We start from the raw sequence: 21,227 nt of genomic DNA on the forward strand, positions 1-21,227 counted from the left end.
GGGCGCCGTCAGGGGTAGCTCACTCCGGGCTCCAGCGCCTTGCCGCCGCCCCGGGCCAGCGTCGGGACCGTGACGAGGTGGTAGCCCTGCTTCCTCAGCTCCTTGAGAATGCCCGGCATCGCCTTGACGGTGGCGGGGACCGTGTCGTGCATGAGGATCACGCCGTCGCGCCTGGCCAGCTTGAGCACCGCTGCGGTGATCTTGCGGGCGTCGCGGAGCGACCAGTCGAGCGTGGTGCCGGTCCACATGATCTGCGACATCCCGGCCTCGTCGGCGATCCTGAGCACACGGTCGTCGGTGTGCCCGTACGGCGGGCGGAACATCGTCGGCCGGAATCCCGTGGCCTGCTGGATGACGTCCCGCCCGACCCGGATCTCCTGGCTGATCTCCTCGTCGAGCAGCGCCCTGAGCGACTGGTGCGAGTAGGTGTGGTCACCGATCGCGTGCCCCTCGGCCAGGGTCTGCCTGGCGATCTTGGGAAGCTGCTCGACCCGCTTGCCGACCAGGAAGAACGTCGCCTTGGCGTTCGCCTTCCGCAGTGCCTTGAGCAGGGCGGGGGTCTGCGCGCCAGGGCCGTCGTCGAAGGTCAGCGCCAGGCACTTCACGCGGGCGCAGTCCACCCGCGCCGGGGCGGCGGAGGTGGCGGCGGCGGCCGGAGCGGACGACAGGGTCAGGGCGGCGGCGAGGAGGGCATGAGTCACCACGCCCGCAAGCCTAGAGCCAACCGGCCCCGCCCGTGATCCTGCCCTCCTCCAACAAGATCATCAGGGCTGTTGCCGGAGCCGGGCCCGCAGGAACAGGCTCACCCCGCGCAACGACCTGACCGGCAGGTACCGCTCGGCCCGGATCACCGCCGACAACCCCGCGTTGAGCAGCGCCGGCACCTCGCTCAGATCGCTCCCCGTCGACCGCCGCCGATGCCACTTGACCACGGGCCGCAGCAACACGTTCCAGCTCCACACCCGGTCGACCGCCAGCCCGGCCTTCTCGACCACGCCCCGCAGCGACTCCCGCCGGTAGCGGCGTACGTGCCCCACCGCGTCGTCGTGCGACGACCACAACGCCATGTCGCACGGCACCGCGATCAGCACGTGCCCGCCGGGCGCCAGCACCCTCGCGATCTCCTCGGTGACCAGGTGGTCCTCGCGGATGTGCTCCAGCACGTCGAACGCGGTCACCAGATCGACGCTGCCCGACTCGAACGGCAGCGCCCGCGCGTCCGCCCGGACCGCCGGGACCCCGCGTTGCCGCGCCATCTCCAGCGCCGACTCGTCCATGTCGGTGGCGGTCGCGTCCCAGCCCGCCTCGGCGAGCACCCGGGTGTTGCCCCCGCCCGCCGCGCCGATGTCCAGCGCCACTCCTGGCCGGCCCAGCCCGCGCAACTCCCGGCGCAGGATCGCGCGGCGCTCGCGGTACCACCAGTGAGCGTCTTCCAGCGCGATGAGCCGGCGGATCTCCTCGGTCTCCATGGGGTGTTCTCAGTTCCTCGTGAGGGGTGATGCGGCGGCGCGGATCACCATGAGCAGGCAGTACGCGGCGACGACCACGCCCACCTCGGCCATCCGCCCGGCCTGTGGCGGCAGCGGGTGCAGAAGGGCCACGGCGAGCGCGAGGTTCGCGGCGAAGAACAGCGCCGTGCGCAAACTGAGCACCGCGGCGGCGGTTCCAGCCAGGACGAACGCGCACGTGGCCGCCGTAGCGGGATCCTGAAGATCCCGCATCGGCCAATAAACCATCGCATAGAGAACGGCCGAGAACAACACATGCAGGGTGCCGGCGGACGCCCCTCCTCCCGGCCTCGGGCGCCGGGCGCGTGCCGGCAGCGCGTCCGGATGGCGCGGCGCCGGCTCGGGCCGGGCCATCGGAACGCGGGCCCGGCCCGCCGCCATCGACCACGCCACCCGGGCCAGGCCCCGCAGGTCGTCGACCGCCGTACGGACCACCCGGACCCGCGAGTCCAGGTCCTCGACCCAGTCCACCGGCACCTCGTGCACCCGGAGCCCGTTGTGCTCGGCGAGCAGCAGCAGCTCGGTGTCGAAGAACCAGCCGTCGTCCTCGACCTTGTCCATGAGCGGCCGTACCACGCGGGCCCGCGCCGCCTTGAACCCGCACTGCGCGTCGCTGAACCCCGCCCGGAACCCGTGCCTGAGCAGCGCGTTGTAGCCGCGCGAGATCACCTCGCGGCGGATCGAACGGCGGATGCGCGCGCCACGGCCCAGCCGGGTGCCGATCGCGATCTCGGAATGCCCGCTCGCCACCGCCGCGACCAGCGGGAACAGCGCGTCGAGGTCCGTGGACAGATCCACGTCCATGTACGCCACGATGTCGGCCCTGCTCTCCCGCCAGGCCGCCCGCAGCGCCGCGCCCCGGCCGCGCACCTCGATCCTGCGGGCGTGCACGCGGTCGTACTCGCCGGCCAGCGCGATCGCGACCGGCCAGGTGGCGTCGGTGCTGCCGTTGTCCACGATCGTGATGCGCCACGGCAGCGGGAAGCCGCCGTCGAGGAAGGCCGCCAGCGTACGGACGCAGCCGGGAAGGGCGCGTTCCTCGTTGAGGACGGGGATGACGATGTCGACGCTCGCCGTGCGGGCCGCCGTGTCCAGGACGCGGAAGGTCGGCTGCATGGCGGCACGCGTGTCCATCGGGTTCCCTGATCCTTTGCCTGGGGCCGTCGTTCAGGGAAATGGTGCTGGGGCCTCCCGCGGGGCGGGTGCGTTTTCTCCGCGCCTTGTCCGGAGGAGGACATCCCTTTACCTGGCGGGAAGCGAACAGTCGACGACCTCACCTCACGACACTCACCATCCGCGTGAACTCGACCGGCAGCTCCACCCCATCCCAGACCCGCCCGAAGCTGAGCGCACTCCCGACCGGCACCATCCGATCAACCCCCCGCCCGCCCAACCCTCTGGCCAGCTCCTCCAGCTCCTCCCGCCCGAACCCGAAGTGCGTCATCGTCTGATCCCGCCGCTCCACCACCGAGCCCAGCTCCGCCAGCTCCCCGAGCCGGCAGTGCACGAACGTCCCGGCCCCCAGCCACCGCCGCGGAACCGCCGCCTCCTCCGCCAGGGTCACGTTCGCCAGCGCGTTCCCCCGGAACTCCACACGCTCGGCCACCCCGTCGGCCGCCAGCCCGTACGTCGCCACCCGCTTCTCCACGGCCATCCCCGGCTCCACGCTCCACCCGCGCCCGTCGAGCACCCGCGCCACCTGGTCGATGAAGTCGGCCCGCGCCGCCTCACAGTCCTTCTCGGCCCCCACCCAGAACACGGTCCGCGGCGACGAGCAGGCGGCCTGGTCGAACCAGTAGGCGTCGTTGACGAACCCCTCGGCCACGCTCACCCGGACCGCCCGCCCCGCGCACAGCCACGCCGCCGCCCGCACCACCGCGAACGACGACCGATCGGGAAAGGCAAGCTCCCGGGCATGCGCCGCGAGCGGATGCCGCCGCACGTCCAGCACCGTACGATCACCGCCCCACACCACCCGCAGATCGCAGGCCGCGGACAGGGCCGCCGTCACCTGCTCATCCGACCGGTCATAGGTGACGATCCGCTGCGTCTCGCCCACAACGGGATCAGCCTCGCCCAGTGCCTCGTGCAACGCCTCCAGGATCACTCCGGCGACCGCTCCGGCCCGCGGCGAGAGCCGTACGACGTTGCGGTTGCCCACCAGCGCCGACAGGGCCCAGGAGTAGACGAAGACGGTGTCGACGTTCGCCGGCGGGATGTGGAAGACCAACCCGCGCGGCACCCGTACGTGCTCGCCCCTGAGGGAGTCGACGGTGCGCGTCAACTCGCTCGGCCGCAGGAAGAACCCGAGCGACCCCAGCTCGGGATGCCGCCGCGCCGTCGCAGGCCGCAGCAGCCGCTTCCCGAACGCCGCCAGAAACCCCCGCACCCGCTCGTCCCCGACCGCGAGCCCCCCGCCCCGCATCCCCCCGAGCAGCACCTCAACAGGCACGACCTCCTGACGGGCCGCAGCCGCGCTGAGGGACGCGCCCCGAGCCACAGGCACACTCCCCTCAGGCGCCCCGCCCCCGGCACGGGACCGCCCGTCCGCAGGAAGGGGTACGACGCCCGCACGGGGAAACAGCACCCGCACCCGCCCACCGTCGTCATCGCCGCCGCCGCCTCCACCGCCCTGCCCCACGCCCCCGATCCCGCCCGCCATCACCGCGGCCGTTCCTGCCACCCCAGGCACCCCCGTTCCCGCCGTTCCCGCCGACACCACCGTGGCGTCCACCCGTGCCCCGGTCGTCAGCCCCGCTCCCGCAGGCGGCGCTTCGCCCGCCATCAGCGCTGTCCGAAGGTGTCGCTGCAGCCGCGTACCTCGGCCCGTGGCAGCCTGCCCAGCACCTCGAACCGTTTCCCCGGCCAGACCCCGTCATCGGCACCGCGCACCACGCCGAGATCCTCGGTGAGCAGGACGTGGCCCGGATAGGACGTGGGCAACGTGCTGACCACCTCGACCAGCCCAGGCACCCCCGGCGGCGCCTCCTCCCAGGTCTCCGGATCCCGGATCACGACGTCGGCGAAGTCCGGGCAGTAGAGGCCGTCCCCGTCGGGCCCTTCGAGGAAGATCGTCCCGATCTGTTCGACCATCCCGTAGAAGTTGTGGACCCGGACGAGCCCGCACTCCGCCCCCAGCCGCCGCCGGAACTCCGCGTTGTCCACCGCCTGCTCGGCCAGCCGCTTCCACCCACCCGAATGGATCAGCACCCCCTGCGACAGGTCCGCCCCCAGATCCAGCAGGTAGAGCCACACCATGAACGTGAACCCGAACACCAGGAACCGCTGACCACCGTGCCGCGCCAGGAACGCCTTGACCGCCTCGGCGTCCACCCGCCCCCGCTCGTCGAGCACGAACGTGTGGTCGCGGCCGAAGTTCATCATCCCGAGCACGCCGGCCCCTCGGGCGCTCAGCGTCGCGTCGCGTACGACCGACCTGCTGTCGACCACCAGCATGGGCAGCCGCCGCTCGCCCAGCACCTCCTTGAGGGTCGCCGCGAGCATCCGCGTCTGCGCCGCCGCCGCCTCCCGGTCGAGATAGACCCGGCTCGGCCGCTGCCCGGTGGTGCCGCTGGAGGTCAGCACCCGGAACACCCGCTCCGGCGGAACGCTGCGCAGCTCATGCGTCTTGAACAACCGCACCGGCAGCCAGGGCAGATCCACCAGCCGCTCGTACGGCGGCCGCACCCCGATCGCGTCCAGAACGCGCCCGTACGGCGGGCACGCCTCCCGATGCCGCTCGGTCAGCTCGGCCAGCTCCCTGACGAGCCGGGCTTCCCGCTCCTCCTGACGCAACGTGAAAACGCTCATCCCGAGCCCTCCGCTCCCACCGACCCCGAACCCCACCGCCTCACGACCAGCCACACGGACCTGCTCATCCGCGTCCTTCCAGCGACCGGTAGTCGACCTTTCCCGTGGAAAGCAGGGGCAGGCGATCGATGGGACGTACGTCGAAGCCGCTCCAGTGGAGCCGCAGCTCGGCCCCCAGCCGCCGGGCGAGCCCCGCGCAGCCCGCCGCGTCCAGCCCCTCGGCCCAGACCGTCACCCGGTCGTCGCCGCTGGTCGCCGCGGCCGGCCCGGTGTTGCGCAGCAGGCGTTCGACGTCGTCGAGGTTGACCCGTACGCCGAAGATCTTGGCGATGCGCTTGAGCCGCCCGGTGAGGTGGAGGAAGCCCTCCGCGTCCACATGTCCGAGATCGCCGGTGCGCAGGACGCCGCCGAGGTCGTCCCCGCGGGCCAGGTCGGCGGCGGTCTCCGCGTAGCCCATCATGACGTTGGGCCCGTGGTAGACGACCTCGCCGTCGTCGATCTCCAGCCGCCCGCCGGGCACGGCCCGCCCCACCGAGCCGAGCTTGTCGGCCAGCCGGTCGGGAGGCAGGACGGCGATGCGGGCCGTGGCCTCCGTCTGCCCGTACATCACGAAGAACCGGTCCGCCTTCGCCGCGAACTCGGTGACGACCTCAGGAGCCAGCCGCCCGCCGGCCTGCGTGAGGGTGGCGATGGCCGGATGCTCGGAACGGTCGTAGCGCAGGCGGCGGAGCATCTCGTACTGGTAGGGGACGGCGGCCAGGGACGTGCAGCGGTGCGCGTCCAGATGGGCCCAGAACGATCGCTCCAGCAGCCCCGCCTCCGTCAGCATCACGGTCGCGCCAGCCGCCAGATGGCTGTTGAGCACCGAGAGCCCGTAGCTGTAGTGCAGCGGCAGGCTCGTGGGCCCGACCTCGTCCGGGGTGATCGACAGCGCCGTGGCGATCGCGGCGGCGTTGGCCAGGACGGCCTGGCGGGACAGGCGGACGAGCTTGGGGTTGCCGGTGGACCCCGAGGTGGCGAGGAGGACGGCGAGGTCGGGGTGCGGCTCGGGCGTGTCGCGCCGGGCCGGCGCCGAGCCGTCGGCGGCGTGCGTGAACCCGAGCAGCGCCGCGGGCCGGAACCGCCCCGCCAGCTCCGCCAGAATGCCCGGCGACAGGTCGGGATCCAGCAGCGCCACCGGCCGGCCCGAGCGGAACGCCGCGAGATAGCGGAGCACGGAGGCGAGGTTGTTGCGCATCCCGCAGAACAGCGGGCCGGGCCGCAGCCGCGCCAGGATCTCGACCGTCCGGACGATCCGTCGTTCCAGCTCGCCGGCTCCGAGCACCACCGCCTCCGAGGCGATGATCAACCGAGCGTCAGGATGCGGAAAGACCCCTCCGACGGCAACCTCAGGGACGCCCCCCACCTCCGGAACACCCGCCCCTGTCCCTGCCTCCGGAACACCGGCCCGTGTCCCCGCCTCCGGAACACCGGCCCGTGTCCCCGCCTCCGGAACACCCGCCGATGTCCCCGCCTCCGGTCCTGCGGAGGGGACGGCCGCCGTCCCGCCGGCCACCGTCCCGTTCACCGCCGTGACGTGCGTCGCCCGCGCCGGGACCGACTCCACCGCCGCCGGCTGGTCGTTCCCTCTCATGGCACCAGACCGCCGTCCACGCCGAGGATCTGACCGGTGATGAAGTCGGCATCGGGGGAGAGCAGGAACGCCACCGCGCTCGCGACGTCATCAGGACGACCGAGGCGGCCGAGCGGAGTGGCGGCGATCGTGGCGGTGCGGGCGTCGGGGTCCAGGGTGGACAGCATGTCGGTCTGGATGTAGCCAGGAGCCACGGCGTTGACCCTGATCCCGGAGCGGCCCAGCTCCTTGGCGGCGGCGAGGGTGAGGCCGATGAGCGCCGCCTTGGAGGCCGAGTAGACGGCCTGCCCTGGCCCGCCCGCACGGCCCATGACCGAAGAGACGAGGACGATCGACGGAGAGGTCCCGCGTCGCAGGAGCCTGAGCGCCGCCTGCAGCGTGTGCGTCGCGCCGATCGCGTTGATCTCGAAGAGGCGGCCGACCGTCTCGGTGCGGACCATGCCGAGGAGACCGGCGGCGTGGATGCCGGCGTTGATGACCAGCGCGTCGAGACGGCCGTGTCGCTGGTGGATCTGCCGCATCATGGCCGAGATGAGAGTGGGGTCGGCGACGTCGCCGTGGACGGCGTCCGTCAGACCGCCGGTCTGCGCCGCCACTTCGGCGGCGGCCTTCTCGGCGCGTTCCTCGTCGCGGCCGTGGAGCACGACACGGTCGCCGAGGGCGGCCAGCCGGACCGCTGTCGCGCGCCCGATGCCTGTCGTCGAGCCGGTGACGAGGACGACGCGGGGGAAGGGGGTGGCCGTGGTGGTGGTCCGCTGTGCGGAGCGGGCGGAAGAGGACCCGGCTGTTGTACGGCCGGCGCCCAGGCCGGTCCAAGCCGTTGCGTAGTCCAGGGCCGGGTCGGCGGTGCGAGGGCTGGGGGCGGCTGTCGTCCGTACGGGATCGTTGCGGTCCGGCCCCGGTCGGGGGGCGTCCGCCTCAGAGCCCGGCGCCCCAGAGCCCGCCGCCTCAGAGCCCGGCATGAGGTCTGGAGTCGAGTCCGGCGTCGAGCCTGGTGCTGAGCTTGAAGTCGAGCTTGAGGTCGAGCTCGGAGTTGCCTCTGATGCTGCGCTTGGCGTCGAGTCCGGTGATGCACTCGACGTCGGATCCGGCGTTGAGCCTGGTGCCAGGTCCGGTGCTGGGCCCGCCGCCGAGTCCGGTGCTGGGTCCGGTGCTGGGTCCGGTGTCATCGCGTCCTCCCGTGTGCGGTAGACGCTGCCTGGTCCGTTGTCATGCCGCCCCCAATGGCTCGGACGATGGCTGGCCCGGTCTGTGGCACCCCCGGTGGCCCGGAGGCATGCCGATGTGCGTCGCGATGTGCGTCGTGGCGTCCCCCGACGCCTGCGTGCACCGACGGCGCGTCTGCGTGAACCCCGGTGCCCGGAGGTGCGGTCAGACGGCGGCGGTGCCGATGCCGTGCTTGTCGAGGAGCTCGGCCGCCGCGGCGAACGAACTCATGTCGATCATCTCGTCAGTGTCGATCATGATGGAGAACTCGTCCTCCATCGCGGCGACCAGCGCCATGTGAGCCAGCGAGTCCCACTGCTGGATGGCGCGGTATTCGAGGTCGTCGACGGGTGCGTCGGCGGGAAGGTTGAGAGCTCTGCGGAAGACGGCCCGCAACCGGTCGAGATGGCTCATGATCACCCACTAACTCTCTGTCCTCAGGCCACGACCGAGTGTAGCGGCATTTCCGGGTCCGGAGAAACCAAGGCCCCGCCCCGAGTAATGGAACCGTATAACGGCGAGTGGGGCATCTTCGTGGCTGGGAATGTCGCATGGGGCGCGCCAACCGCTACGGGGGAATGATGGACGAATCCAATCACTGGTACGGGCACTCGCGCATACTTGCCGGCTACTGCGAGATGCCGGACGAGACGCCGAAGCGCATCCAGGGTTTCCTTCAGCACGGATGGAACTATCTGCACGGATTTCCGCCGAACGACCACTGGTGCAGTCCGGGTTATCCACGTTTCGTATGGTCTGACGTGCTGCGCCGCCGTGGCTGGTCGATGGGCCGCAGGGGGCACTACCTCATCGGCGCACCGTGGATCTACCTCCTCCACCTGGAGCCCGAACTGGGCGTCACCACAAAACGCGAGGGTACGATCTGGTATCCCTTCCATGGCTGGGAGAAGAGCTCCGTCAACGGCGATCATGCCCGACTCGCCGACGAAATCCGAGAGGTCGAGACGGGGCCGGTCACGGTCTGCCTTTACTGGCTGGAATTCGCGAATCCGGACATCCGACAGGCGTATGAATCGCGGGGATTTCGGGTTATTTGTCATGGTGAGCGTGGCTCCCGCTGGGAAGGCAAGGGGCGCGACTTCCTGCGCAGGCAACTGATCCAGTTGCGGCGCCACCGCAGGGTGGCCTCCAACCGGCTCGGCAGCGCGCTGTTCTACGGCGCTTCCGTGGGATGCGAGGTCGCGGTCTACGGAGACCCCATGCAGTACGAGGACGAACGCCCCGAATACGGCGGCACCGCGCGCCGCATGCGGCTCTGGCCCGAGCTGCACGGCGTGCGCGTCGATCCGGCGCTGGCGGCCGAGGTGGCGGGGCGGGAGCTGGGATTCGAATATCAGGCGACACCGGAGGAGCTACGGCGCATGTTCGGTTGGAAGCGGGTGCGGTACGCATGAACGAGGCACCGGGGAACGTCCGGTTGGTCGGCGGGGAGATGCTGCTGTGGTCGGACCTGGCCGACATGGCCGGCGAGCCCGGCGGGACCGCCGACCGGCGAGGGGCGGAACTTGAGCTGATCAGGCGGATGGTGCCGCCGAGCGGCGGCAAGGTGCTGCTGGTCGGGCCGCATCCACAGGCGATCGTGGACGAGGTGGCCGCCCAGGCCGGGCCGGCGGGGGAAGAGATGACCGCCGAGATGGCGAGGGTGGCCGTGGTGGTGCGGTCCTATCCTGATGCCTGCGCCATCGCCGACCGCCACCCCGCTCTCGAGGTCTACTGCGGCAGGCTGGAGGCGTTCGCCGCCGACGAGCCGTACGACCTCGTGCTGGCGCTCGACGGCCTGCTGCGGACGCATTCCGCCGAGGCGCCGGCGGCGTCCTGGGCCGAGTCGCTCGGCGCCCTGTCGGCCCTGGTCGCGCCGGGCGGGAGGCTCGTCCTCGGTGTGCACAACGACCTGGGCGTGGACCGCATCCTGGAGGCGCGCCCTGCCGACCGGGACGGCGGCGACGACCAGTGGGCGCCGCACGGGTTCGACCCCACTTACCCCAGCGGGCCGGGAGCGCTGGACGCCGCCCTGGAGTCGGCGGGGCTGAGCGTCGAGCGCTGCTACGCGGCCTATCCGGCGCGGCAGGCGCCGCGCGCGTTGCTCGCCCGCGAGGCGCTGGCCTTCGATCTGCCGGACGCCCTGGCGTTCCCGCTGAGCGCCAGGGACGGTGATCGCATGCTGGTGGCCGATCCGCTGCGCGTGACCCGCCTGGTGTTCCGGCACCGCTTGGGCGAGGAACTGGCCCCGGCGTGGCTGGCCGTCACGGTCCGGCCCCCGCTCCTCACGAAGGATCGAGGCGCCGCGGACACGGCGGGCGCGGAGGAGGGCGGGTTCAGGGAGTTGCCGCTCGGTCTCGTCCAGGAGGACAACGTCCTGTACGAGCTCACCCACACCGGCCTCAAGCAACTCCCCGACGGCGGCGAACGTCCCATCCCCGCCGGCCGCGTCCTGGAGGAGATCCTCGTCGAGGCGTGCGCCCGCGAGGACACCAGGACCGTCCGCGAGCTGCTGACCGCCCTCGCCGACTGGGTGGAGGACGGCGGCGGCGCGGCGGCGGCGGCCGACAGCCTGGTGTACGACGGCGCCCGGTTCGCCCCCATAGGCGACCTCCAGGGCCCGACGGCCCCGCCCGACCCCCGGGTCGTCCTGTGCCGGATCCTGCTGCGGTTCGCCGTACGCCTCCAGGCGGCCGGCCATCACCACCCGTGGCCGTGGCCGCTGGACGCCGACGAGCTGACGCTGACGCTGTGCGGCATGGCGGGCCGCCCCTGCGACCCGGGTGACCTCGACCGCGCCCGCAAGCTGGACGCCGAGCTGGGGCAGCCGGCGGAGCCTGCCGAGCACGCGCCGACGTACCGTGACCTGCTGGGCGCCCGCGACCGTCTGGCGGACCAGCTCACCGCGGCCCTGGCCAGGATCGCACGGCTGGAGACGAAGCTCTCCTACCGCGAGCGCGAGCTGGTGCGGGCCAAGGGCAAGCTGCGCAGGACCCAGCGGAAGGCGACGGCCTACCGGCGCACGCTCGGCTACCGGCTCTCGCGCCGCCTGGCCCGGCCGCGCCGGGTCGCCCGCAAGGTCATCCGCCTGCTGTCCGGCTGACCCGCGCGACCCGGCCCGCGCGTCGTCGTCGCCAAGGACCGCGAAGACATGCCCGGCGCCCGACGACAGCCCCCCCCACCCCCAGCCCCCGGCCCCGACGCCCGACGACAGACGACGCAGCGATGACGAGGAGTACACGTGCCGGTTCTCTCGGTGATCGTCCCGTTCCACAACGTCGAGAAGTACATCGGCCCCTGCCTGGACTCCATCCGCGCCCAGACCCTGGACGACCTGGAGGTGATCTGCGTCGACGACGGCAGCGACGACCACGGCCCGGACGTCGTACGGGCCGGGCAGGCCGAGGACCCGCGCATCGCTCTCGTCACCCAGCCCAACCAGGGCGTGGGCCGGGCCCGCAACGTCGGCCTCGCCCGGGCGACGGGCCGCTACCTGGCGTTCGTGGACGGCGACGACACGGTCCCGCGGGAGGCGTTCCAGCGGATGGTCGCCTCGCTGGAGTCCACCGGCTCGGACCTGGCCTGCGGCAACGTGATGCGCCTCGACCGCAACCTGCTGGTGCCGTCGTGGGCGCACCGCGAGGCGTTCGCCAAGCCGAGGCGGCGTACCCACATCACCCGTCACCCGCTGCTGATCCGCGACCGGATGTTGTGGAACAAGGTCTACCGCCGTTCCTTCTGGGACCGGCTGGGGCTGAGTTTCCCGGAGCGCATGTACGAGGACCAGCCCGTCGCCATGGCCGCCCACGTCGGCGCGCGCTCGGTGGACGTCCTCGCCAGGGTCGTCTACCACTGGCGCCTGCGCGACGAGCCGGGCGCGTCGATCACGCAGCGCAGCCTGGAGGCGGGCAACCTGCGCGACCGCCTGCTGTCGGTGCTGGAGACCGCCGACCTGCTGGCCCGCCGCGCCCCCCGGCTGAAGCCCGCCTTCGACCGCGACACGATGGACATCGACATGGCCGTCGCCGCCGAGGCCGTGGCCGGCATGGGCGCCGCCGCGGACCCCGAGCTGGTCGGGCTGATCGTCCGCTACCTCGACGGGGTGTCCCGCGAGGCGTGGCTGAGCGTCCCGTTCGCGCAACGGCTGCAGGTTCATCTCCTGCACAGGCGCCGGCTGGTGGAGCTGGCCGAGGTGCAGGCCCAGGCCCGCGACGGCCGGCTGCGCCCGCCGGTGCGGCCGGCGGGGATCCTGCGCAGGCGCTGGCACGGGCGACATCCCTGGCTGCCGGGCGGCCTGTCGGACGTCTCGGAGGAGCTGAACCTCGCCGCCCGCCTGGTGGAGCTCGGCTGGCGGCACGGCGTCCTGGTGGGCGAGGGCCGGGTGGGTGTCGGTAGTTTCGACGTCGGCGCGCTGCGCCGGGCGCGCGTGCGCGTGTGGCTGGAGGAGCGCCGCACCGGCGAGCGCGTACGGCTGTCCGACCAGGAGTCCGCGCCCGACTGGGAGAGCGTCGAGGAGGAGGACGGGGCGCGGCAGCGGCAGCACGTGTTCCCGTTCGCCTTCGCCTTCGACCCGGCCGTGCTCTCGGCCGCCCAGCTCGCCAGGCGCGGCCAGTGGGACCTGCGGCTGCAGCTCGCGGGGCACGGGCTGCGGCTGGACGGCAGGGTGGCCGGGCCCCGCTGGCTGCCGCCCGCGATTCCCGCTCCGCGGCGTACGTCGGGCGTGTGGGTGGTGCCGGTGCGCAGCGCGAGAGGGGCCTGGGGCCTGCGGCTGCGCCTGGCCGAGGTGATCATCGGCGAGTGCCGGGTGGACGGCGGCGACCTGGTGTTCGCGGGGGAGCTGTCGGACGTCGGCGACGGCGAGCCGGTGCTGCGGCTGCGCCGCAGGAGCGACGGCGAGGAGATGTACTTCCCGGTGACGCTCGCCGGGCAGGACTTCCAGGCGAGGGTGCCGCTCGCCGACATCGACGAGAGCGTGGGCCACGAGTCGTGGTGGGAGGTCGTGATCGACCAGGGCAAGGCGCTGCGCCCGCTGGTGCGCACCGGGCAGCGGCCGGTCGCCACGGTGGCCGACCGGCGCTTCCTGGTGGACCGGGGCGAGGACGGCTGCCCGCTCCTCGCCGAGCGCTGACGCGGGATCGCCGGCCGGGCGTCACCGCAGGATCGCGGCCAGCGTGTCGACGACGTGGTCCTGCTCGGCGTCGGTGAGGTCGGGGAAGAGCGGCAGCGACAGCTCCTCGGCGTAGTAGGCCTCCGCGGCCGGGCACATGCCCCGCCGGTAGCCGAGATCCTCGAACACCGGATGCCAGTAGGCCGGGATGTAGTTGACCTGCACGCCGATGCCGGCCGCCCGCATGCGGTCGTAGACCTCGCGCCGCCGCCCGTGCCTGACCCGCACGGGGTAGAGGTGCCAGCTCGGCGACACGTACGCGCGCCGCGCGGGCAGCGTGAGCCCGGGCACGTCGCGCAGCAGCACGTTGTAGCGGGCGACCAGCTCGGCGCGGCGCTCGCGGAAGCGCGCCAGCCGCCGGAGCTGGCTGACGCCGAGCGCGCACAGCACGTCGGGCAGCCGGTAGTTGAGCCCGAACGCGTGCACCTCCTGGTGCCAGCCGCCCACGTCGGGCTCGCGCTGCAGGGCCGGCTCGCGGACGAGGCCGTGGTTCATGAAGCGGGCGGCCCGTGTCCGCAGCTCGGGGTCGGCCGCGGCGACGGCGCCGCCCTCGGCGGTGGTCACGGTCTTGGTGGGGAAGAAGGAGAACGTCGTGAGGTCGGCGAGCGTCCCCACCGGCCGGTCCTTGTAGGCGGCCCCGATCGAGTGGGCCGCGTCGGCGATCAGCAGCGCCCCGGCCCGCTCGGTGACCTCTCTGAGCTGGTCGTAGTCGGCGGGATGGCCCGCGTAGTCGACGGCGGTGACCGCGCGCGTGCGGCCGGTGAGGAGCGCGGTCACGGCGTCGGGATCGAGGTTGCCGGTGTCGGGCTGGACGTCGGCGAAGCGCACCCGGGCGCCGAGCAGCGCGGCCGTGGCCGCCGTCGCCACGAACGTCAGCGGCGTGGTGACGACCTCGTCGCCCGGCCGCACGCCCGCCGCGACGTAGGCGACGTGCAGCGCGGCCGTGCCGGAGGTGACGGCCACGCACGGCACGCCGCCGGTCCAGCGCGCCAGCTCGGCCTCGAACGCGGCCACCGCGGGCCCGGTGGTCAGCCAGTCGCCGCGCAGCACGGTGGTCACCGCCGTCACGTCGCTCTCGTCGACGGACTGCCGCCCGTAGGGGAGCATCAGCCGGTCACCATGTCGCGCAGGTCGTCGACGGAGAGCCACTGGTCGTTGGTGTCGGAGCGGTAGGCGAAGCCCTCGGGCAGCAGCTCCCCGCTCTGCGGCGGGCGGTAGCCCCAGGTGGCGATGGTGGGCTGCACGACGTAGCGGTCGGCCAGCCGCAGCGTGCGGCGGCCGTCGTCGGGGCCGATCATCTCCTCGTGCAGCTTCTCGCCTGGCCGGATGCCGATCTCGTAGATGGGGCTCTGCGGCGCCAGCGCCTCGGCGAGGTCGGTGATGCGCATGCTGGGAATGCGCGGGATGTAGAGCTCGCCGCCCTGCATGAGGTCGAAGGAGTCGACCACGAACCGGACGGCCTGGTCGAGGGTGATCCAGAACCGGGTCATGCGCTTGTCGGTGATCGGCAGGCTGTCGCCCTGCTCGGCGAGGCGCTGGAACAGCGGGATCACCGAGCCCCTGCTGCCCACGACGTTGCCGTAGCGGACCACGGAGAAGCGGGTCTCGTGGGCGGCGGCGTAGTGGTTGGCGGAGACGAACAGCTTGTCGGCGACGAGCTTGGTGGCCCCGTAGAGGTTGATCGGGCTGGACGCCTTGTCGGTGGAGAGCGCCACCACCTTGCGCACGCCGCAGTCGATGGCGGCCTCCACCACGTTCTGGGAGCCGGCGATGTTGGTGCGGACGTATTCGAACGGGTTGTACTCGGCGGTGTCGACCTGCTTGAGCGCGGCGGCGTGCACGACGTGGTCGACGCCGTGCATGGCCCTGGTGAGCCGGTCGCGGTCGCGGACGTCGCCGATGAACCAGCGCAGCCGCTCGTCGTCGCCGAAGAGCCGGCGCACTTCGTACTGCTTGAGCTCGTCGCGGGAGAAGACGACCAGGCGCCGCACTCCGAGCGTGTCGAGCGCGTGGCGGATGAAGGCCTTTCCGAAAGACCCCGTGCCCCCGGTGATCAACATCGACGATGCATGGAGAATGCTCACGTCGCCCCCTGAAATCGTGTGCCGGGCGGTAGCATAACGCGATCGGCCTATGACGCACTGTCACACGGGGGAATGGGGCTTTCGTGCGTATTGTCGGAATCATTCAGGCCAGGATGGGATCCACCCGGCTGCCCGGCAAGGTGCTGCGACAACTCGGTGACGGCGGCCGGTCGGTGCTCGGCTGGGTGGTCCGCGCGGCCCAGGAGTCGGCCGCGCTCGACGAGCTGATCGTCGCCACCACCACGCTCCCCGAGGACGACGCGGTGGCCGCCGAGTGCGCCGCGCTCGGCGTGCGCTGCCACCGGGGGCCGGTCGACGACGTGCTCACCCGGTTCACGCAGGCGCTGGAGGAGCGGCCGGGCGAGGCCGTCATGCGGTTCACCGCCGACTGCCCGCTGCTCGACCCGACGGTCGTCAGGGAGGCCGCGCTCGTCTTCCAGGCCGTCCCAGGGCTCGACTACCTCAGCACGAGCCTGGCCCGCACGCTGCCGCGCGGCCTCGACGTCGAGATCATCGCGCGGGCGGCGCTGGAGCGCTGCGACCGCGAGGCCGTCTCCTACCACCGCACCCACGTCACCTCCCACATCTACACCGAGGCCCCGGAGGACGCCCGGCTGCTCGGCCTCGCCTACCACCCGGTCGCCGCCGACCTCAGGGTGACGCTCGACACCGAGGACGACTGGCTGCTCATCTCCCGCGTGGTGGGCGAGCTGGGCGACCGCTGCGTGCCGATGCGGACGCTGGTGAGCTGGCTGCGCGCCCGCCCCGAGGTGTGCGGGCTCAACGCCCACGTACGCCAGAAGGCGCTGCAGGACGCGTGAGCGCCGGGCCGCACGTCGGCCTGCGCTGCGACGCGGGCGCCGACAGCGGGGTCGGCCACCTCGTCCGCTGCGTCGCCCTGGCCGAGGAGCTGCGCGCACGCGGCGCGCGCCCGGTCTTCCTGGGAGCGGTGCGCGACTCGCCCTGGGCGCTGGCCCAGCTCCGCGAGCGCGGCCTCCCGCTCGTCCCCGCCCCCGGGCCGCCGGCCGCCCTCGCCGCCCTGGCCCGCGCGCTCCGGCTGGACGCGATCGTCCTCGACTCCTACCGTCTGCCGCCGGGCACGGGCGAGGAGCTGCGCCGCCACGGGCTGCCCGTGCTCGCCGTCGTGGACGGCGACCCGCTGGGCCAGCGCGCCGACCTCTACCTCGACCAGAACCTCGGCGCCGAGCGCCGCCCGTTCCCCGCCGGGCCGGTGCTGGCCGGCGCCCGCTACGTCCTGCTGCGCGACAGCGTACGACGGCGCGCCCGCGCCCCCCGCCCCCCGGACGGCGTCCCGGACGTCCTGTGCTTCTTCGGCGGCACCGACGCCGCCGGGGTCGCCCCCGCCTGGGCGGCGGCCCTGCGCGCGACCGGCGTGCCGTTCACCGCCACGGTGGTCAGCCCGGCCCCGTTCGCGCCCGGGGCGCCGATCACCGTCATCCCGCCCACCGACCGGCTGCCGGAGCTGATGGCCGCGGCCGACCTCGTCGTGACCGCCGCGGGCTCGGCCATCTGGGAGCTGCTCTATCTCGGCGTGCCCACGGCGCTGAGCTGGGTGGCCGGCAACCAGCGCATCGGCTACGACGAGCTGGTGGGCAGGGGCGTGGCGGCGGGGCTCGGCCGCGAGCCCGGCCCCGAGGCCGTCGCGGCCCTGGCCCGACTGCTGACGGACCCGGCCGCCCGCGAGGAGCACGGCCGCCGGGGCGCCGGCCTGGTGGACGGCCGGGGCAGGGAGCGCGTCGCGGACGCCCTCCTCGCGCTGGTCAGATGAGGTCCCAGGTCAGCGGCGTACCCTTCGGCACGTCGCGGACGAACCTCCGCCCCGTCACCTCGCGCACCGCGTCCGGCGGCAGCCCGCCCGCGGGCCGGATCGAACGCACGTTGCCCGGCCCCACCTCCTCACCGGCCCGCACGTCGCGCACCACGTAGAGCGAGCGGCGGAACCGCAGCCCCTCCCGCTCGGACGGCCGCGGCCCGAGCACCGGCTCGCCCAGCGCCTCCCAGGCCCGCGCGCTCTCCGTCACCAGCGCCGCCAGCTCGGCCGGCTCCAGCGAGAACGCGGCGTCCACCCCGCCGTCGGCCCGCGCCAGCGTGACGTGCTTCTCGATCAGGCACGCGCCCAGCGCCACGGCCGCCAGCGGCACGCCGATGCCGGGCGTGTGGTCGGAGACGCCGACGACCTCGCCGGTGAGCGCGGCCAGCAGCGGCAGCGCCCGCAGGTTGCTCTCCGAGGGCGCCGCCGGGTAGGAGGCCGTGCAGGCCAGCACCGCGAGCCGGGTGCAGCCCGCCTCCCTGGCGGCGGTCACCGCCGCGTCGATCTCGCCGGCCGTCGCCATGCCGGTCGAGATGATCAGCGGCTTGCCGGTCGCCGCCGCGAGCCGGATCAGCGGCAGGTCCACCAGCTCGGACGAGGCGATCTTGTACGCCGGCACGTCCAGCTTCTCCAGGAACTCGACCGCCGTCGGGTCGAACGGCGAGGAGAAGGCGGCGAGCCCCCGCTCCCGTGCCCGCGCGAACAGCGGCTCGTGCCACTCCCACGGCGTCATGGCCCGCTGGAAGAGCTGGTAGAGGCGTTCCCCGCCCCACAGCGAGTGCGCGTCGCCCAGCCGGAACGCCGGCCCGTCGGCATCGACGGTGAGCGTGTCCGGTGTGTACGTCTGCAGCTTCAGCGCGTGCGCCCCGGCGTCGGCCACCGCGTCGACGATGGCGAGGGCCCGCTCCAGGCTGCCGTTGTGGTTGCCGGACAGCTCGGCCACGACGTACGGCGGATGGCCCGGCCCGACGGCCCGGCCCGCGATGGAGATCATGTGTGTTCCCTCCTGAGCTCGATGGCCACGACGTCGCGCGGCACCCCGCCGACGTCCCGGCGGTAGGTGGCGACCTCGGCGAAGCCGAAGCGCCGGTGCAGGGACCTGACCGGCTCGTTGTCGGCCAGCACCTCACCCCGCAGGACCGTGAGGCCGAGCGGGCCGAAGGCGTGCGCGACGGCCGCCCGCTCCAGCCCGGCCCAGGCCCGCAGCAGCGCGCCCGACCGTTCGAGGCCGTCGAGGTCGAGGTAGAAGCCCCAGGTGGCGCCGGTGGGGGACAGGTTGGAGTAGGCGACCACCCCGGCCGGGACGCCGTCGTGGTCGTAGATCAGCACCCGCCGGGTGGCGTCGGCGCGCACGGCCGCCCACCAGCGGGCGTGCTCGTCGGCGCCGATCTCGTGCGTGGTGAAGCTGGCCGCGCGCACCCGCGGGTGGTTGCGCCAGCGCCGCATGGCCGGGAGGTCGTCGTCGTGCGCATCGCGAAGCATTCGGCCCCCTACCGTTCGTGCCCGTCCTGATGCTCAACGTAGCCGATCGCGCCGCCCGGTAAAGAGCTCTTCAGGCGGGGGTCCCCGGCGCGGGCGGCGCGGCATGCTGCCCTCGAACGCACTCCCGCGAGGTCAAGGAGCCGTATCGGCATGATCCCCCTGCTCAGCGTCATCGTCCCGTTCCACAACGTGGAGCCCTACATCACCGAGTGCCTGAAGTCGCTCGCCGTCCAGACGCTGGACGACCTGGAGGTCGTCCTGGTGGACGACGGCTCCGCCGACGGCAGCAGGCGCGTCGCCGAGGGCTTCGCCGCCACCGATCCCCGTTTCGTGCTCGTCACGCAGCGCAACGAGGGGCCGGGTCCGGCCCGCAACGCCGGGATCCGGCGGGCGCGCGGCACGTACCTGGCCTTCGCCGACGCCGACGACGTCGTGCCGCCCGAGGCGTACGAGCGGATGGTCGGCAAGCTCGCCGAGACCGGCTCCGACCTCGCCTGCGGGGCGGTGGGGCGGCTCGTGGACGGCGTGCTGGAGGAGTCCACGCTGCACGAGAGGGTGTTCCGGCGGCCGGTGCTGTGCACGCACATCACCGACAAGCAGGTGCTCGTACGCGACCGCACGGTGTGGAACAAGGTCTACCGGCGCGACTTCTGGGAGCGCGCCGGGCTGGCCTTCCCCGCCGGCATCTACGAGGACGTGCCGGTCGCCATGCAGGCCCACGTGCTCGCCACCAGCGTGGACATGCTGGGCGAGGTGGTCTACCACTGGCGGCGGCGCGAGGAGGGGGAGGACTCGATCACCCAGCGCCGCAACGAGCTGTCCAACCTCAACGAGCGCCTGACCGCCATCCGCTCGGTGCGGGCCTTCCTCGACGAGCGGGCGCCCGAGCTGCTCGACGGCTTCGACGCGCTGGTGCTGGAGAAGGACATCCTCTTCCTGTTCCAGGCGCTGGAGAGGTGCGAGGAGCCCGGCCCGCTGCTCGACCTGGCCCGCGCCTGGGTGGCCGAGCTGGGGCCTGGGGCGGTGGCCGGCGCGCCGTCGCTGCGCCGCCTGGAGCTGCACCTGATGACCCGGGGGCTGGTGGCGGAGCTGCGGAAGGTGCGCGACTTCCGCCGGGCCCGCGCGGAGTCAGGCACCCGCGTGGTGCCGCGCGGCTGGCGCACCACCGGCTGGTACGGCGACTACCCGTTCTTCCGCGACCGCCGGCTGCGCATCCCCGACGAGGTGTTCGACGCCCGCGCCGAGCTCAAGCTGCTGGCCAGGGTCGACTCCTGCGCGTGGACGGGCGCGGAGTACCGCGTGCGCGGCGAGCTGGCCGTCCACCGCGTGGACCGCCGGATCGACCGGATGAACCTGTGGCTGAGCGACGGCCGCCGCAAGGTGCCGCTGGAGGTGAGCAGGACGGGCCGTGGCGGGTTCGTGACCGCGTTCGATCCGGCGCGGCTGGCGGGCGGCGGGCCGGTCTGGCGGCTCCAGGCCCGTACGGAGACCCGCGACCTCGTGCTGAAGGGCTGGTGCAGGGACGGCGCGGCCGGGGGGACGTGGCGATTCACCGTGCCGGGTTGGTCAAGAACCGGCATGGACATCCCCCAGTAGTTCCAGACAGTGATCGTAGGAGCGCGACCCGTGTCCATGCTGGTCTGCATGAGGACCTATTCGCTCGATGACGTCCATGAGACACGCAAGCGGAGAGACTCCTGGTGGACCGTGTATTTCGTGGACCCGGTCGCCTGCCGGGTCGCTCTCCCCGTCGCCAACCGCACCCGGATCACGCCCAACGGCCTGACCGTGCTCTCGCTGGTCCTCGGCGTGGCGTCGGCCGTCTGTTTCGCTACGAACCAGCTTGTAGCGGGCGCCGCGGTCTTCTATCTCAGCTTCATGATCGACTGCGTGGACGGCAAAATCGCCCGGCTGAAGGGCACGGGGACGCCCTTCGGCCTCTGGCTCGACTACGTGGGGGACCGGATCAGGGTCGTGCTGTGCGCGGCGGGCCTGGCGTACGGGCAGTACGCGCTCACCGGCGAGGTCGGCTACGTGGTCCTCGGCGCGGCGGTGGCCGTGCTGGACCTGTTCAGGTACGTCAACGCGCCGCAGATGAAGCGGGTCCGGGAGGCCGTCAGGGACGAGCGCCAGGGGGTGGCGCACGGGACGGCGGAGCCGCTGGGGCCGGCGCTGGAGGCCATGGAGCCGCTGGACGAGGACACCCAGCCGCTGGAGCGGGCGCCGCGCTCGTCCGGCTTCTTCCGGCGGCTGAACAGGTTCCTGGCCCGGCACCGGGTGCGCTCGCACCTGATCAGCGGCATCGAGTTCCACGCGGCGGTGTTCGTGATCGCGCCTCTTGCGGGGGCATGGGCGCTGATCCCGCTGGCCGCGGCGGCCGGGGTGCTGCTGCTCGTCAACGAGGTCTTTCTTGTCTACCGGATGTGGCGCTTCACGCGCAGGCACGCCGTCGCCTCCTCTCGGGAGAGCCGAGAGCACGTTCTCGTCTAAGTTTTCGGGGGTTAGT

19 protein-coding genes are annotated in these 21,227 nt (G+C 72.9%); 7 read left to right on the plus strand and 12 right to left on the minus strand.

Going from position 1 to position 21,227, the window contains the following annotated elements:
- Window positions 1-8: 8 nt before the first annotated feature.
- From Nocox_RS04760 to Nocox_RS04795, 8 genes are all read right to left on the minus strand, one after another.
- Window positions 9-704 carry a polysaccharide deacetylase family protein gene (locus Nocox_RS04760; RefSeq protein WP_020542219.1) on the minus strand — a complete coding sequence of 232 codons (696 nt, stop codon included), beginning with the start codon at window positions 702-704 and terminating at the stop codon, window positions 9-11.
- A 60-nt stretch (window positions 705-764) separates the two neighbouring features.
- Window positions 765-1,469, minus strand: coding sequence for a class I SAM-dependent methyltransferase (locus Nocox_RS04765; protein ID WP_020542218.1), 705 nt, complete (start codon window positions 1,467-1,469; stop codon window positions 765-767).
- 9 nt (window positions 1,470-1,478) lie between these two features.
- On the minus strand, window positions 1,479-2,642 hold the full coding sequence (locus Nocox_RS04770) for a glycosyltransferase (RefSeq protein ID WP_020542217.1): 1,164 nt from the start codon (window positions 2,640-2,642) through the stop codon (window positions 1,479-1,481).
- Between the two features lie 139 nt (window positions 2,643-2,781).
- Entirely contained in the window at window positions 2,782-3,960 is a 1,179-nt protein-coding gene (locus Nocox_RS04775) for an acyl-CoA reductase (RefSeq protein ID WP_211212576.1), read from the minus strand.
- 332 nt (window positions 3,961-4,292) lie between these two features.
- Window positions 4,293-5,318 carry a LuxE/PaaK family acyltransferase gene (locus Nocox_RS04780; RefSeq protein ID WP_026214141.1) on the minus strand — a complete coding sequence of 342 codons (1,026 nt, stop codon included), beginning with the start codon at window positions 5,316-5,318 and terminating at the stop codon, window positions 4,293-4,295.
- 64 nt (window positions 5,319-5,382) lie between these two features.
- Window positions 5,383-6,666 (minus strand): AMP-binding protein, encoded by a 1,284-nt coding sequence (locus Nocox_RS04785; RefSeq protein WP_020542214.1) that lies wholly within the window; start codon window positions 6,664-6,666, stop codon window positions 5,383-5,385.
- Between the two features lie 281 nt (window positions 6,667-6,947).
- Window positions 6,948-7,913 (minus strand): SDR family NAD(P)-dependent oxidoreductase, encoded by a 966-nt coding sequence (locus Nocox_RS04790; protein ID WP_084685488.1) that lies wholly within the window; start codon window positions 7,911-7,913, stop codon window positions 6,948-6,950.
- Between the two features lie 409 nt (window positions 7,914-8,322).
- On the minus strand, window positions 8,323-8,571 hold the full coding sequence (locus Nocox_RS04795) for an acyl carrier protein (protein ID WP_026214139.1): 249 nt from the start codon (window positions 8,569-8,571) through the stop codon (window positions 8,323-8,325).
- Window positions 8,572-8,708: 137 nt separating this feature from the next.
- Between Nocox_RS04795 and Nocox_RS04800 the strand changes: the two genes are divergently transcribed.
- From Nocox_RS04800 to Nocox_RS04810, 3 genes are all read left to right on the plus strand, one after another.
- Entirely contained in the window at window positions 8,709-9,572 is an 864-nt protein-coding gene (locus Nocox_RS04800) for a hypothetical protein (RefSeq protein WP_020542211.1), read from the plus strand.
- A complete protein-coding gene (locus Nocox_RS04805) occupies window positions 9,569-11,260 on the plus strand; it encodes a class I SAM-dependent methyltransferase (RefSeq protein ID WP_157382939.1) in 1,692 nt (563 codons plus the stop codon). Before Nocox_RS04800 ends, Nocox_RS04805 begins: the two co-directional genes overlap by 4 nt.
- Before the next feature lie 138 nt (window positions 11,261-11,398).
- On the plus strand, window positions 11,399-13,285 hold the full coding sequence (locus Nocox_RS04810; RefSeq protein WP_026214137.1) for a glycosyltransferase family 2 protein: 1,887 nt from the start codon (window positions 11,399-11,401) through the stop codon (window positions 13,283-13,285).
- A 21-nt stretch (window positions 13,286-13,306) separates the two neighbouring features.
- On the opposite strand, the gene Nocox_RS04815 is transcribed toward Nocox_RS04810, so the two are convergent.
- Together Nocox_RS04815 and pseB are read right to left on the minus strand one after the other, a co-directional pair.
- On the minus strand, window positions 13,307-14,431 hold the full coding sequence (locus Nocox_RS04815; protein ID WP_020542209.1) for an aminotransferase class I/II-fold pyridoxal phosphate-dependent enzyme: 1,125 nt from the start codon (window positions 14,429-14,431) through the stop codon (window positions 13,307-13,309).
- Complete coding sequence (gene pseB / locus Nocox_RS04820) at window positions 14,431-15,384, minus strand: UDP-N-acetylglucosamine 4,6-dehydratase (inverting) (protein ID WP_020542208.1); 954 nt, start codon at window positions 15,382-15,384, stop codon at window positions 14,431-14,433. Before pseB ends, Nocox_RS04815 begins: the two co-directional genes overlap by 1 nt.
- A gap of 107 nt (window positions 15,385-15,491) precedes the next feature.
- On the opposite strand from pseB, the gene Nocox_RS04825 reads away from it, so the two are divergent.
- Window positions 15,492-16,229, plus strand: coding sequence for a cytidylyltransferase domain-containing protein (locus tag Nocox_RS04825; protein WP_026214135.1), 738 nt, complete (start codon window positions 15,492-15,494; stop codon window positions 16,227-16,229).
- Entirely contained in the window at window positions 16,226-17,197 is a 972-nt protein-coding gene (locus tag Nocox_RS04830) for a PseG/SpsG family protein (RefSeq protein WP_020542206.1), read from the plus strand. The genes Nocox_RS04825 and Nocox_RS04830 overlap by 4 nt, the downstream gene beginning before the upstream one ends.
- Here the strand turns inward: Nocox_RS04830 and pseI are convergent.
- Together pseI and Nocox_RS04840 are read right to left on the minus strand one after the other, a co-directional pair.
- Window positions 17,190-18,233 (minus strand): pseudaminic acid synthase, encoded by a 1,044-nt coding sequence (pseI, locus tag Nocox_RS04835; protein WP_020542205.1) that lies wholly within the window; start codon window positions 18,231-18,233, stop codon window positions 17,190-17,192. The two genes, Nocox_RS04830 and pseI, sit on opposite strands and share 8 nt — an antisense overlap.
- Window positions 18,230-18,721 carry a GNAT family N-acetyltransferase gene (locus Nocox_RS04840; RefSeq protein WP_020542204.1) on the minus strand — a complete coding sequence of 164 codons (492 nt, stop codon included), beginning with the start codon at window positions 18,719-18,721 and terminating at the stop codon, window positions 18,230-18,232. Before Nocox_RS04840 ends, pseI begins: the two co-directional genes overlap by 4 nt.
- 150 nt (window positions 18,722-18,871) lie before the next feature.
- Between Nocox_RS04840 and Nocox_RS04845 the strand changes: the two genes are divergently transcribed.
- Together Nocox_RS04845 and Nocox_RS04850 are read left to right on the plus strand one after the other, a co-directional pair.
- A complete protein-coding gene (locus tag Nocox_RS04845; RefSeq protein ID WP_026214134.1) occupies window positions 18,872-20,317 on the plus strand; it encodes a glycosyltransferase family 2 protein in 1,446 nt (481 codons plus the stop codon).
- 48 nt (window positions 20,318-20,365) lie between these two features.
- A complete protein-coding gene (locus Nocox_RS04850; RefSeq protein WP_026214133.1) occupies window positions 20,366-21,211 on the plus strand; it encodes a CDP-alcohol phosphatidyltransferase family protein in 846 nt (281 codons plus the stop codon).
- Window positions 21,212-21,227: the final 16 nt, after the last annotated feature.

The organism is Nonomuraea coxensis DSM 45129, from assembly GCF_019397265.1.
GTDB classification, from domain to species: Bacteria; Actinomycetota; Actinomycetes; order Streptosporangiales; family Streptosporangiaceae; genus Nonomuraea; species Nonomuraea coxensis.